We start from the raw sequence: 12,535 nt of genomic DNA on the forward strand, positions 1-12,535 counted from the left end.
CGTCTCAGATGACGATCGTTTCGAGCGGCGGGAAGCCGTTGAAGCCCACCGAGGAATAGGTCGAGGTATAGGCGCCGCAATTGCGGATCACGATCCGGTCGCCCGCGCGCAGGCCCACGGGCAGCTGGATCGGCCGTTTCTCGTAGAGCACGTCGGCCGAGTCGCAGGACGGGCCCGCCAGCACGCAGGGGCCGGTCGGCTGGCCATCATGGGCGGTCGCGAACTGGTAGCGGATCGCCTCGCCCTCGGTCTCGGCCAGCCCCGAGAAGCGGCCGATATCCAGATAGACCCAGCGATGCAGGTCGGCCTCGGATTTCTTCGAGACCAGCACCACCTCGGCGGCGATCGCGCCGGCCTCGGCCACCATGCCGCGGCCCGGCTCGGCCATGATCTGCGGCACGTCGCCGAAGCGATCGGCGATCAGCGCCATCACGGCCTGCGCATAGGCGGTCGGGGCCTGGATCGCCTCGCCATAGAAGGCCGGGAAGCCGCCGCCGATATTCAGAAGCTGCAGGTCGAAGCCCTCGTCCTGCGCGCGGTGCCAGATGGCCGCGACCTGGTCCAGCGTGCCGGTCCACATCCGCGCCTCGCGGGTCTGCGAGCCGACATGGAAGGACAGGCCGTGCGGCACGAGGCCCAACTCGCGGGTCCGCTGCAGCAGCGCCATGACCTTGTCGGAGGCGCAGCCGAACTTGCGGCTGAGCGGCCAGTCGGCCTCGGGGTTGTCGACGATCACGCGGATGTAGACCTGCGCGCCGGGCGCGTTCTCGGCGATCTTCTCCAGCTCCTCCTCGGCATCGGCGGCGAAGATCGTGACGCCCACATGATGCGCGAAGCGGATGTCGGAGGCTTTCTTGATCGTGTTGCCGAAGGAGACATGCGCCGGATCGGCGCCCTGGCTCAGCACCAGTTCGATCTCGCCGCGCGAGGCCGCGTCGAAGCCCGACCCCAGACGCACCAGACGCTCGATGATCGCGGGATGCGGGTTGGCCTTCACGGCGTAGTGGATATGCGCGCGGCCCAGACCGGCCGACAGGGCGCGGAACTGACGCTCGACCGCGTCGATATCGACGACCAGCGTCGGGTGCGCGAAATCATGGGCGGCGATATAGGCGTCCACGCGCGACGGGACGGTTTCGACGAAGGCGGACGGACGGCCGAAGCCGGTTACTGCGTTCATGGGTCATCTCCGATCAGACCCGGCCATTCCGGATTTCCCGGCGAAGACCGCTCAGTTCCAAGGGGAGACGTTACCGTCGCTACGTAACCGTGCGTGAAGCCGTGCCAGAGGCGCGTGCGTTGGCGTCTTGAGGCGCCATCTGGGGCCGGGCGCAATTCCAGTCAAGACGGAAAACAGCCGGAAAATCGATTTGGAACCATTGCGGATGCGGCGTGTTGTTTGGGCGACAATCACCTAGGAGTTGAATATGTCGACGACGCTGAAGACCCTGACCGCCCTGCCCCTGATTGCCCTTCTGGCCGCCTGCCAAGCCGGTGGCGGCGTTGAGACCGAGGCGGGCCTCGAAGCCACCCTCGATCAGGACATCGACGGGGACGGCACCATTCCGGGCCCGACCGGTGCCGAGCTTCAGGTCTCCGACTGACCCAACCCGATTTGTCCCCCTGGGACGGAAAAGGCCCCCGCCGCTGGCGGGGGCCTTTTTGCTGTCAGCGATGCCGCCCCGTCAGAGCTGACGCTCGACCATCATCTTCTTGATGTTCGCGATCGCCTTCGCCGGGTTCAGACCCTTCGGGCAGGTCTTGGCGCAGTTCATGATCGTGTGGCAGCGGTAGAGCTTGAACGGATCCTCGAGGTCGTCCAGCCGCTCGCCCGTCGCCTCGTCACGGCTATCGACGATCCAGCGGTACGCGTGCAGCAGCGCCGCCGGCCCGAGATAGCGGTCGCCGTTCCACCAGTAGGACGGGCAGGCCGTCGAGCAGGACGCGCACATGATGCATTCGTAGAGCCCGTCCAGCTTCTCGCGATCCGCGATCGATTGGCGCCATTCCTTGGCGGGCGTGTTGGTCTTGGTTTCCAGCCACGGCATGACGCTCGCGTGCTGGGCGTAGAAATGCGTCAGGTCCGGGATCAGGTCCTTCACGACGGGCATGTGCGGCAGCGGGTAGATCTTCACGTCGCCCTTCACCTCGTCGATGCCCCAGGTGCAGGCCAACGTGTTCACCCCGTCGATATTCATCGCACAGGAGCCGCAGATCCCCTCGCGGCAGGACCGGCGGAAGGTCAGCGTCGGATCGATCTCGTTCTTGATCTTGATCAGCGCGTCCAGAACCATCGGCCCGCAGGTGTCCAGATCCACCCAATAGGTGTCGAGCCGCGGGTTGTTCCCGTCCTCGGGGTTCCAACGGTAGACTTGGAATTTGCGCAGGTTGTTCGCGCCCTCGGGCTTGGGCCAGGTCTTGCCCACGGTGATCTTCGAGTTCTTGGGCAGGGTGAATTGAACCATCGGTCGTTCCTCCTAGAGGGTATTCAGGATCGCGGGCAGGCCTTCGGCGGCGATGCAGCGAATGGTTTCGGGGCGGCCGGCGATGTCGAGCACCAGCCGGCTGGCGGTGGCGTCGTCGCGGGTCGCGGCGGAGGCGGCCAGCGTCGCGATCTCGCTGCCCGTGGCGTTGTCGATGATGCAGTCGGTCGCGGGCTCCAGCGGCACGCCGGGGAAGCGTTCGGCCACGATCGGGTTCACCACCGATTTCGCGGCGGAGCGGCTGAGCTCGGTGCCGACGGCGCTGTTGCAGCCGGCGAGCAGGGCCAGGGCGATCAGAGGCTCAAGCCGCATCGCGCAGCTCCTCCAGCCAGGCGGTCGGGTGCGGTTCGTAGCCCAGCTTGACCAGCCCCGCGCCGTATTCGGCGGCATAGGCCTCGGCCACGCGACGTGGCAGCGCCTCGCGCCACTGCGCGACCCGCCCCGAAGCGACATGCGCCCGGATGCGTTCGCCCCGCGCCGCTTCCTCGGCCAGCCCGCCGAAGAGCGACTTGGCCCAGAAGATCTCGACCCCCTTGGCGACTTCCGGCTCGGTCAGGCCGAGGTCGCGCAGATGCTCGCGGAAGCCGTCGCAGCTTTCATCGGCGATCAGGTCTTCGTAGCGCGCCTCGATCGTGTTGGGCCGGTCGTAATCCCAGTCCAGCATCTCCTGCAGGGTCTGGGCATGCTTCTCGCGCATCTCGAAGAGCAGCTTTTCCTCCGGATCCTCCAGCGCGTTCAGGTGCTGCTGGTAGGTCAGCCCGCCGAGATCCTCGCGCGGCGCGTGCAGGAAAGCCTCCCCGGCCTCGGGCGCGTGGTGGTGATAGCGGCAGCCCGACAGCAGCACGTCGCGCGGATCGCGGATCACGTGCAGAACCCGCGCATCGGGCCGGTCGAGCAGCGCCTCGGGGAAACGCGAGGACCAGGAGAACAGGAAGACGCGGTCGATCTCGGGGACCAGCCCGTCGCCGCGCGCCGGGTAGGTCACGTGGCTCTCGATGCCCAGCGCGGCGGCGAGCCTGCGGAACACGGCGCGCATCCACAGCGTGCCGGTCTTGTGATGCGTGCCGACGCAGAAGACGCGGGGGGCGATCAGCTCCATCAGCGGCTGGCCCGTTCCGCGGTGCAGGCGACCAGCGCCTCGATCTCGGCGGCGCTCATGTCGGCCTGCGGATCCCGCGCGAGGTCCGGCCGCCCGATCGCCGTCGCGCAGGAGGCGAGCCCCGGCGTCACCGCCACGTCCTCGCCCACGAAATCGACGGCGCTGACCGTGTTGCAGCCCGCCAGCGCCAGGGCGGATATCGCCAGCCATCCCGCCCTCATCGCGGGATCGCCCGGCAGGCGTCGAGCGCGCGCAGATCCGCGGGCCCGCGCGTGCGGATCGTGCCGTCGATCACCGGCACGCCCTGGTCGCGCGCGCAGTCCAGATAGGCCGCGCGCCGCGCCTCGGGGCCCGTGGGCATGCAGGCCGACAGCAGAACCGTCAGCCCCGCGGCCACCCGCCCGATATGTCCGCCGCCCGGCAATCGTCCCGGCTCAGTAGACCCGCGCCTTGGGCGCGATCTTCTTGAGGTCGATGCCGCCGTCATTGTGACTGGTCAGCGGATTCACGTGGACGCCGCGATAGCCGATATCCGACTTCATCTCGTCGCCCTTAAACCAGACGAGGCTGTGCTTGCGCCAGTTCTCGTCGTCGCGATCGGGGAAGTCCTCATGCGCGTGCGCGCCACGGCTTTCCTTGCGGGCCTCGGCGGCGACCACGGTGGCCACGGCGTTGGGCATCAGGTTCGCCAGCTCCAGCGTCTCCATCAGGTCGGAGTTCCAGATCAGCGTCTGGTCGGTGACCGAGATGTCCTCCAGCTTGTCCGAGATGGCCTCCATCTTCTCCTTGCCCTGCTTGAGCGTCTCGGAGGTGCGGAAGACGGCGGCGTCTTCCTGCATGGTCTTCTGCATCTCGAGCCGCAGCTCGGCCGTCGCGACCTGGCCGCGCGCGTGGCGCAGCCCGTCGAACCGGGCCAGCGCCATCTCGACCGAACGCTGGTTCGGCGCCGGCACGGCGGTGGACGGATCGACGATCTGCCCCGCGCGGATCGCGGCGGCGCGGCCAAAGACCACCAGGTCGATCAGCGAGTTCGACCCCAGCCGGTTCGCGCCATGGACCGAGGCGCAGCCCGCCTCGCCCACGGCCATCAGGCCCTGGGCCACGTTGTCGGGGTCGGACTTTGTCGGCGCCAGCACCTCGCCCCAGTAATTCGTCGGGATGCCGCCCATGTTGTAATGCACCGTCGGCAGGACCGGGATCGGCTCCTTCGTGACGTCGGCACCGGCGAAAATGCGCGCGGATTCGGAGATCCCGGGCAGGCGCAGCTTCAGCGTCTCCGCCGGCAGGTGGCTGAGGTTGAGGTGGATGTGATCCTTGTTCTTGCCGACGCCGCGGCCCTCGCGGATCTCCATCGTCATGCAGCGGCTGACGACGTCGCGCGAGGCGAGATCCTTGTAGGTGGGGGCATAGCGCTCCATGAAGCGCTCGCCCTCGGAATTGGTGAGATAGCCGCCCTCGCCGCGCGCGCCTTCGGTGATCAGGCAACCCGCGCCGTAGATGCCAGTCGGGTGGAATTGCACGAATTCCATGTCCTGCAGCGGCAGGCCGGCGCGCGCGACCATCCCGCCGCCGTCGCCGGTGCAGGTATGGGCCGAAGTGGCCGAGAAATAGGCACGGCCGTAGCCGCCCGTGGCGAGCACCGTCATCTTCGCCGCGAAGAGGTGCAGCGTGCCGTCATCCAGCTTCCAGCACAGAACGCCCTGGCACTGGCCGTCCTCGGACATGATCAGGTCGATGGCGAAATACTCGATGAAGAACTGCGCCTGCTGCTTGAGGCTCTGGCCGTAGAGCGTGTGCAGGATCGCGTGGCCGGTCCGGTCGGCGGCGGCGCAGGTGCGCTGCACCGGCGGGCCCTCGCCGTATTCGGTCGTGTGGCCGCCGAAGGGCCGCTGGTAGATCTTGCCTTCCTCGGTGCGCGAGAAGGGCACGCCGTAATGCTCCAGCTCGTAGACCGCCTTGGGCGCCTCGCGGGCGAGGTATTCCATCGCGTCCGTGTCGCCCAGCCAGTCCGACCCCTTCACCGTGTCGTACATGTGCCATTGCCAGCTGTCGGGGCCCATGTTGCCCAGGCTCGCGGCGATGCCGCCCTGCGCGGCCACGGTGTGCGACCGGGTCGGGAAGACCTTCGTCACGCAGGCCGTCCGCAGCCCCTGCTCGGCCATGCCCAGCGTCGCGCGAAGCCCCGCGCCGCCGGCACCGACCACGACGACGTCGTATTCGTGGGTCTCGTATTCGTAGGCAGCCATGTCGGTTCTCCGGGTATTACAGGGCCAGGCGGGCCAAGGCGTAAACGCCGGCCAGCGCCAAGCCGTAGCTGAGACAGGTGGTCGCGATGATCAGCGCCTTGCGGGTCATCCCGCGCGAATAGTCCTCGATCAGGACCTGCGTCCCGCGGGCGAGGTGGAAGCCGCTGACGACAAAGGTCAGCACGGCCACGAGCGCCGGGAAGGGTCGCGAGTAATAGGCTACGACCTCCTCCCAGGGGGCCCCGAGGACGGCGCCGAAGGTGAAGATGAAGAGCGGGATCAGGACGACCAGCGCGACCGAGCTGATGGTCACCTGCCAATGCTGCGCGGTGCCGGTCTTGGCCGAGCCGTAATAGGCCACGCGCTTGCGGTCGGTCAGGAAAGTCTGTGCGGCGGATTTCATGGCGCGGTCCCCTTACAGCACGGCGATGGTGAGAAGGGTCAGCACGACCGAGCCGCCGATGCAGGCCCAGCCCAGCTTCTCGGCGGTCTCGATCTCGAGCCCGTGGCCGGTATCCCAGATCAGATGCCGGATGCCCGCCAGCGTGTGGTACCAGAGCGCCCAGATCGAGCCGAGCATCACCAGCTTGCCAAACCAGGACCGGATCACCGCATCCGCGGTGGCGAAGGCGTCCGGGCCCGCGGCGGCGGCGAGGAACCACCACACGATCAGGATCGACGCGACCAGCAGCGCGTTGCCGGTGATGCGCGTCAGGATCGACGTCATCGAGGTCAGCTGCGGGCGGTAGATCTGCAGATGCGGACTGAGCGGACGGTTTCCGCGGTTCACGTCGGCCATGCGACGCTCCTTTCGGTTGGGCTGTCGGTCGTCTTGGCGCTTTTCTAGCGGTTTTGCGGGCCGTGTCACGGGGTCGGACGGTCGCAGCGGCCGAAAAGGCACCGCGCGCGGCTGCGTGTGATCACGACGCCCGTCGCCGTGATCACGTCCCGCCCGCCGGAACCGCGCTTCCCGCGCGACGTTGGCCCCGGCAACGCAGGAGATCCCGATGAGCAAATCGCAGGAAGAGGTCTGGGACGAGTGGCGCGACCTCGTGAACATGGCGCCGAAAGAGATCGAGGACTGGCTGGAGACCAAGGAGTCCAAGTCGGTCGGACGCGACAGCGGCGACGGCGAGTCGAAGGGCCGCAAATCCGCCAAGCGCATCATCGAGATCAAGCGCACCAACAAGGACGAGCTGTCGGAGGACGACTGGGACCACATGGCGAAGGTCGTGGGCTACATCAAACGCCACGGCGCGCAGGTGCCCGACGACCCGGAGGGCAGCGACTGGGAGTATTCCATGAAGAACTGGGGCCACGATCCGTTCGGCGAGAACGGGATGGCGAAATGACGGGCCCGACCGTGTCCCAGTGACCCCGCGGGCCGAGTGGCCTTTGACGGCAAGCCGTCAGTGCAGCGGCACGCCCGCCAGCTCGTCCAGATACTCGGTGCAGAACACGATCCGCTCGGAATCGCCGAAATAGAAGGCATTGGGTTCGCCGCAGGGCTCGACGACGACCGGGACGGGGCGCGGCAGGTCCAGCGCCCGGTTCACGCGCTTCATGTCCGATCGCAGCCGGCCCAACCGTTTCTCGCCCGCATCGAACCGCAGGCTGTCGGCCAGCCGCCCCGAAGGCGGCCGCAGCCCGTCCAGCACCGGGCCCCAGGCCGCGCGCATGTCGCGGCCGTCCGAGCGGCAGCGCTCCGCCTTGGCAGGCGGCATGCCCCAGGCCCGCGCCTGGTCGCCGCGCAGCCCCGGCGCCGCCCCGTAGAACAGGCAGATCGCCCGGGCCAGCCGCTGGCCCGCGGGCATGTATTGCGCCCAATGGTCGAACAGCTCGGTCGCCGCCTCGACGCGCATCAGCGCGATCATGTCGCCCATGATTTCCGTCAGTTCGTCCTCGGGATGCAGCCGTTCGGCCAGCACCAGCGCGAAGACATCCGCCGCGGTCTCCTCGACGCCGTAGACGGGTAGCTCGAGCTGGTCGATCACCGCATGGCCCAGCTCGTGGTAGAGCGTCATGCGCAGGTTCGACAGGACCGGCTCCGCGCGCAGCGGCGCGGCCAGCAGGCAGAGAAGAATGACGAGGCGCAGAACGATGGCGGCTCTCCCGGTGTAGAGTTCTTATCTAGCACGCCGTCACGCGGCGCGCGATGCCCCGTCACAGCGGCATGAGCGCCCAGTAGTCGAGATCCAGCAGCACGTCCGGGTCGTATTTGCCGTCCGCGCCGCGCAGCACGAAGGGCGCGCCGCGCGTCGCCACCAGCCGCAGGCGCAGCGCGCCGACCCCCGGCCCGACCTCGGCGCGGTCCAGCACCTCCGACCAGGCCCGCACCGTGTCGCCCGCGAAACAGGGATTGGCATGAGCGCCCGCGTTGATGCCCGCGACGATCTGGGCGTTGGCCAGCCCGTTGAAGCTCAGCGCCCGCGCCAGGCTGATGACATGGCCGCCATAGATCAGCCGCCGCCCGTCCTCGCGGTGGGTGGCGTCGAAATGCACCTTGGCCGTGTTCTGCCACAACCGGGTGGCCATCATATGCTCGGCCTCCTCGATCGTGGTGGCGTCGACATGGTCGATCCGCTCGCCGATCTCGTAATCACCCGCGCGATGCGGCTCGCCCGCGAGATCGAAATCGTAGCCGTCGAAATGCAGCCCCTCGGGCACGGCGAGATCCGCGGCGGCGACATGATCCGCTAGCTCGGGCAGCACCGGCTCGGGGCTAGGCGTGTCGGGGTCGCGCTTGCGCACCATCACCCAGCGCACATAGGTCAGCACCGCCGCGCCGGACTGGTCGAAGCCGGTGGTCCGCACCCAGACCACGCCGGTGCGCCGGTTCGAATTTTCCTTCACGCCGATCACCTCGGATTCGGCGTGCAGCGTATCGCCCGCGAAGACCGGCTTCAGGAAGCGCCCCTCGGCATAGCCCAGGTTCGCCACGGCGTTCAGCGAGATGTCGGGCACGGTCTTTCCGAACACCGTGTGAAAGACCAGAAGGTCGTCGAGCGGCGCACCGTCGAGCCCGCAATCCAGCGCGAAGGCATCCGAGGAGCTCAGCGCAAACCGCTGCGGGTAGAGCGCGTGGTAGAGCGCGCGCTCCCCCTCGGCCACGGTGCGCGGGACGGCGTGGCGGATCACCTCGCCCGGCCGGTAATCCTCGAAGAAACGGCCCGGATTCGTCTTGTTCATTGCTCGCCCAGTCTTCGGTCGGGATCGTAATCGGCCTCGGTTTCCTTGGTCACGGCCTGCGCGCAGCGCATCACGCCGGCCCCCGCGTCCCAGGCAAAGGCAGGCGAGCCGTGGAGCACCCAGCCCTTCGCGAGCGCATCGGTCACCTTGTGGCAGAAGGCCGAGCTGTCTTCGCCCGTCAGCAGCCGGTAGAGCGCCGTCATCCCGTCACCCCCAGGGCCGCACGCCCAGCCAATTGTGGATCAGCATCACCACCACCAGCACCACCAGCGTGATGACGACGGTCGTGACCTCTTTCTTTGCGGGCGCGCGCGGCGGCGGGGTCCAGGCGCCCGCCTGCCGGTTGATCAGCACGATCTCGATCACCGCCCAGATCAGCAGCCCGCCGAACAGCACGACCGACTTCCCGTCGCCGTTCACCAGAAGATGCGCCACCGCCCACAGGATGATCGCCGTCAGCTGGGGGTGGCGCAGCTTGGTGCCCAGCCAGACCTTCGCGCCCTTCGGCCCGCTGACCGCGAAGAGGTAGAAGGCCACGACCATCACCAGGTTGTTGAGATGGACGGTCCAGGCCGGCGCCAGCCACAGGAAGGAGGTCTCGGCCCCGCGATAGCCGAAGATCATCATCACGACCGAGGCCAGAACCGCGACCGCGACCGCGCCCCGGACCGGGTCGCCCATCCGGGCCCGCGTGTCGGGCGCCAGCCGCTTGAACAGATGCGCGCCGCTCCACAGCAGGACGCCCGCGATCAGCAATGCCATGTCTCAGCCCTCCAACGCGGCGATCGCGTCCAGCTTTGCCAGCGTCCGGCGGGCGGTGTCCACATGCAGGTTCTCGACGATCCGGCCGTCCAGCACCGCGACGCCCTGTCCCTGCGCCTTCGCGGCCTCCCAGGCCTCGATCTGGCGGCGGGCGAGATCGGCCTCAGCCTCGGACGGCGCGAACACGTCGTTGGCGATCCCGACCTGCGCGGGATGGATCAGCGTCTTGCCGTCCATGCCGAGGTCGCGCCCCTGCGCGCATTGCCCGCGCAGGCCCTCGTCATCCTTGAAGGCGTTGTAGACCCCGTCGATGCAGGGGATGCCCGCCGCCCGCGCGGCCAGAAGGCAGGTCTGCAGGGCGCTCATCAGCGGCAGCCGATCGGCGCGGTCGCGGCTGCCCAGCTCCTTGGCCAGGTCGTTGGTGCCCATCACGAAGCCGCCCATGCGCGGCGCGCGCGCGATCGCGGCGGCGTTCAGGATGCCCGCCGGCGTCTCCATCATGGCCCAGATCGCGACGCCCCCCGGCAGCCGCGCGGCGGCCGCGGCGACGGTTTCGGGCCCGTCCACCTTGGGCAGCAGAACCGCGTCCGGCGCCATCGCCGCCGCGGCCTCCAGGTCGCCCGCGCCCCACTCCGTGTCCGCCCCGTTCACCCGCACGATCCGGAAGCGCGGCCCATAGCCGCCCGCGGCCAGCGCCTCGGCCAGCACGTCGCGCGACACGGTCTTCTCCTCGGGCGCGACGGCGTCCTCCAGGTCGAAGATGATCGCATCCACCGGCAGCGCCCGTGCCTTGTCGAGCGCCCGCGGCTTGGAGGCGGGAATATAAAGAACCGAGCGGAACGGGCGGGCGGTCGGGGTCATCGGCATCTCCTTCTGGGGCCGCTGTGGACCATGCGACGCAAGGATTGGCAAGAATATCCTTCGCAGACGCAGCAAAATGTCGGCTGTGCCTTCCGCGCTGCGGCGTGCGCCGCTCTCCGTCGTTAACGGTTTTTCAGCATCCGCGCCGCATTCTGCCCGCCATCGACGCCGACCCGGATCCCCCGGGCCGCCCTCGGGACGAGATCGACCTTCCGTCGCTCGTCCGCGGTCGGCCGGGGGTCGCAGCCGGAAAGGAATCCTGCCCATGTCCAGACGACAGACCCACAACGCCTTCCTCGCCATGCTGACCGCGCTGGCGCTCGTGCTGCTGGCCCTTCCGGCGCAGGCCGCGGGCCAGGCCTGCGCGCCGCGCGCCGTGCTGCTGGAGCGGCTCTCGGCGCAATATGGCGAGACGCGGCGCGGCATCGGGCTGGGCCAGCGCGGCCGCATCGTCGAGATCTTCGCCTCGCCCGAGACCGGGACCTGGACCATCACCGTCACGCTGCCCGACGGGCGCACCTGCCTCGTCGCCTCCGGCCAGGCCTGGGAGGACCGGATGGACGATCTCGCCCATCTCGCCGACGCCGAGACCTGAGGCGGCCGGCCGCAAGACCCCCCCGCGGGCGCCCTTCGGCGCCCGCCCCGCCGCGCCGCGCCTCGCTCTTGCGCCCGCCCCGCCGCATCCGATAGCTGAGCCCTCGGACAGAGCTCGCAATCGGAGAGAGACATGGCCCGACCCAAGATCGCCCTCATCGGCGCCGGACAGATCGGCGGCACGCTGGCGCATCTCGCCGCCGTCAAGGAACTGGGGGACGTCGTCCTCTTCGACATCACCGAGGGTGTGCCGCAGGGCAAGGCGCTCGATATCGCCGAGTCTGGACCGGTCGAGGGCATCGATGCCAAGCTAAAGGGCACCAACGACTACGCCGACATCGCCGGGGCCGATGTCTGCATCGTCACCGCCGGCGTCCCGCGCAAGCCGGGCATGTCCCGCGACGACCTGCTGGGCATCAACCTCAAGGTCATGAAGGCCGTGGGCGAGGGCATCCGCGACAACGCCCCCGACGCCTTCGTCATCTGCATCACCAACCCGCTCGATGCGATGGTCTGGGCGCTGCGCGAATTCTCGGGCCTGCCGCACGAAAAGGTCGTCGGCATGGCCGGCGTCCTCGACAGCGCGCGCTTCCGCCACTTCCTCTCCGAGGAATTCGGGGTCTCAATGCGCGACGTCACCGCCTTCGTGCTGGGCGGCCATGGTGACACGATGGTGCCGCTGGCGCGCTACTCCACCGTCGGCGGCATCCCCCTGCCCGACCTGGTCGAGATGGGCTGGACCAGCCAGGAGAAGCTCGACGCGATCGTCCAGCGCACCCGCGACGGCGGCGCCGAGATCGTGGGCCTGCTGAAGACCGGCTCGGCCTTCTACGCCCCCGCCGCCTCGGCCATCGAGATGGCCACCGCATATCTCAAGGACCAGAAGCGGCTGCTGCCCGCCGCCGCCTGGGTCGACGGCGCGCTGGGCCTCAACGGCATGTATGTGGGCGTGCCCACGATCATCGGCGCCGGCGGCATCGAGAAGGTCGTGGACATCAAGCTCAACCGCGACGAGCAGGCCATGTTCGACAAGTCGGTCGACGCTGTGCGCGGGCTGGTCGAGGCCTGCAAGGGCATCGACTCGAGCCTCACCTGACGGCCCGCCCATCGTGGACGTCTCGGGCCTCGCCATCGGCGGGGCCTTTTTCGTTGGACGAATCGCCCGCGCGCCGGTCGCGTGGTACTTCGTGATCACACTCGCTTTGCTGTGATCACATAGCGTGGATTTCCCGCCCCGTTCGCGCAAACTCTGCGCTTTCCGGTTCCATGGCCGCGCCGCTCGTGCGATTCCGCCCCGGAGC

At 68.6% G+C, this 12,535-nt stretch carries 18 protein-coding genes; 4 read left to right on the top strand and 14 right to left on the bottom strand.

Annotation, left to right across the window (positions count from 1 at the left end; translation table 11 throughout):
- Positions 1–4 precede the first annotated feature (4 nt).
- A complete protein-coding gene (locus P8627_RS07345) occupies positions 5–1,180 on the bottom strand; it encodes a type III PLP-dependent enzyme (protein WP_279967113.1) in 1,176 nt (391 codons plus the stop codon).
- Positions 1,181–1,427: 247 nt separating this feature from the next.
- On the opposite strand from P8627_RS07345, the gene P8627_RS07350 reads away from it, so the two are divergent.
- Entirely contained in the window at positions 1,428–1,604 is a 177-nt protein-coding gene (locus P8627_RS07350) for a hypothetical protein (protein WP_279967115.1), read from the top strand.
- 81 nt (positions 1,605–1,685) lie between these two features.
- On the opposite strand, the gene P8627_RS07355 is transcribed toward P8627_RS07350, so the two are convergent.
- The 8 genes from P8627_RS07355 to sdhC are packed head-to-tail and all read right to left on the bottom strand — an operon-like array spanning position 1,686 to position 6,627.
- Positions 1,686–2,465 carry a succinate dehydrogenase iron-sulfur subunit gene (locus P8627_RS07355; RefSeq protein ID WP_279967116.1) on the bottom strand — a complete coding sequence of 260 codons (780 nt, stop codon included), beginning with the start codon at positions 2,463–2,465 and terminating at the stop codon, positions 1,686–1,688.
- A gap of 12 nt (positions 2,466–2,477) precedes the next feature.
- Complete coding sequence (locus tag P8627_RS07360) at positions 2,478–2,795, bottom strand: hypothetical protein (RefSeq protein WP_279967117.1); 318 nt, start codon at positions 2,793–2,795, stop codon at positions 2,478–2,480.
- Positions 2,785–3,582 (bottom strand): sulfotransferase family protein, encoded by a 798-nt coding sequence (locus P8627_RS07365; RefSeq protein WP_279967118.1) that lies wholly within the window; start codon positions 3,580–3,582, stop codon positions 2,785–2,787. Before P8627_RS07365 ends, P8627_RS07360 begins: the two co-directional genes overlap by 11 nt.
- A complete protein-coding gene (locus tag P8627_RS07370) occupies positions 3,582–3,803 on the bottom strand; it encodes a hypothetical protein (protein ID WP_279967119.1) in 222 nt (73 codons plus the stop codon). The genes P8627_RS07365 and P8627_RS07370 overlap by 1 nt, the downstream gene beginning before the upstream one ends.
- Positions 3,800–4,006, bottom strand: coding sequence for a hypothetical protein (locus P8627_RS07375; RefSeq protein WP_279967120.1), 207 nt, complete (start codon positions 4,004–4,006; stop codon positions 3,800–3,802). Before P8627_RS07375 ends, P8627_RS07370 begins: the two co-directional genes overlap by 4 nt.
- A 10-nt stretch (positions 4,007–4,016) precedes the next feature.
- Entirely contained in the window at positions 4,017–5,828 is a 1,812-nt protein-coding gene (sdhA, locus tag P8627_RS07380; protein WP_279967121.1) for a succinate dehydrogenase flavoprotein subunit, read from the bottom strand.
- A gap of 16 nt (positions 5,829–5,844) precedes the next feature.
- Positions 5,845–6,231, bottom strand: a complete 387-nt coding sequence (locus P8627_RS07385; protein ID WP_279967123.1) for a succinate dehydrogenase, hydrophobic membrane anchor protein — start codon at positions 6,229–6,231, stop codon at positions 5,845–5,847.
- Between the two features lie 12 nt (positions 6,232–6,243).
- Positions 6,244–6,627, bottom strand: coding sequence for a succinate dehydrogenase, cytochrome b556 subunit (sdhC, locus tag P8627_RS07390; RefSeq protein ID WP_279967124.1), 384 nt, complete (start codon positions 6,625–6,627; stop codon positions 6,244–6,246).
- 208 nt (positions 6,628–6,835) lie between these two features.
- Between sdhC and P8627_RS07395 the strand changes: the two genes are divergently transcribed.
- Entirely contained in the window at positions 6,836–7,180 is a 345-nt protein-coding gene (locus P8627_RS07395; RefSeq protein ID WP_279967125.1) for a DUF3140 domain-containing protein, read from the top strand.
- A gap of 57 nt (positions 7,181–7,237) precedes the next feature.
- Here the strand turns inward: P8627_RS07395 and P8627_RS07400 are convergent, their stop codons facing one another.
- From P8627_RS07400 to P8627_RS07420, 5 genes are all read right to left on the bottom strand, one after another.
- Positions 7,238–7,852, bottom strand: coding sequence for a DUF4344 domain-containing metallopeptidase (locus P8627_RS07400; protein ID WP_279967126.1), 615 nt, complete (start codon positions 7,850–7,852; stop codon positions 7,238–7,240).
- Positions 7,853–7,991: 139 nt separating this feature from the next.
- Positions 7,992–9,017 (bottom strand): MaoC family dehydratase, encoded by a 1,026-nt coding sequence (locus P8627_RS07405; protein ID WP_279967127.1) that lies wholly within the window; start codon positions 9,015–9,017, stop codon positions 7,992–7,994.
- On the bottom strand, positions 9,014–9,220 hold the full coding sequence (locus P8627_RS07410) for a DUF1737 domain-containing protein (RefSeq protein WP_279967128.1): 207 nt from the start codon (positions 9,218–9,220) through the stop codon (positions 9,014–9,016). The genes P8627_RS07405 and P8627_RS07410 overlap by 4 nt, the downstream gene beginning before the upstream one ends.
- Before the next feature lie 4 nt (positions 9,221–9,224).
- Entirely contained in the window at positions 9,225–9,779 is a 555-nt protein-coding gene (locus P8627_RS07415) for an NnrU family protein (RefSeq protein WP_279967129.1), read from the bottom strand.
- 3 nt (positions 9,780–9,782) lie between these two features.
- Complete coding sequence (locus P8627_RS07420) at positions 9,783–10,640, bottom strand: HpcH/HpaI aldolase/citrate lyase family protein (RefSeq protein WP_279967130.1); 858 nt, start codon at positions 10,638–10,640, stop codon at positions 9,783–9,785.
- 265 nt (positions 10,641–10,905) lie between these two features.
- Between P8627_RS07420 and P8627_RS07425 the strand changes: the two genes are divergently transcribed.
- Positions 10,906–11,235: a hypothetical protein gene (locus P8627_RS07425; RefSeq protein WP_279967131.1), complete on the top strand. Its 330-nt coding sequence runs from the start codon at positions 10,906–10,908 to the stop codon at positions 11,233–11,235.
- 132 nt (positions 11,236–11,367) lie between these two features.
- Positions 11,368–12,330: a malate dehydrogenase gene (gene mdh, locus P8627_RS07430; protein WP_279967132.1), complete on the top strand. Its 963-nt coding sequence runs from the start codon at positions 11,368–11,370 to the stop codon at positions 12,328–12,330.
- Positions 12,331–12,535: the final 205 nt, after the last annotated feature.

Source organism: Jannaschia sp. GRR-S6-38, from assembly GCF_029853695.1.
In the GTDB taxonomy this organism is placed as follows: domain Bacteria; phylum Pseudomonadota; class Alphaproteobacteria; order Rhodobacterales; family Rhodobacteraceae; genus Jannaschia; species Jannaschia ovalis.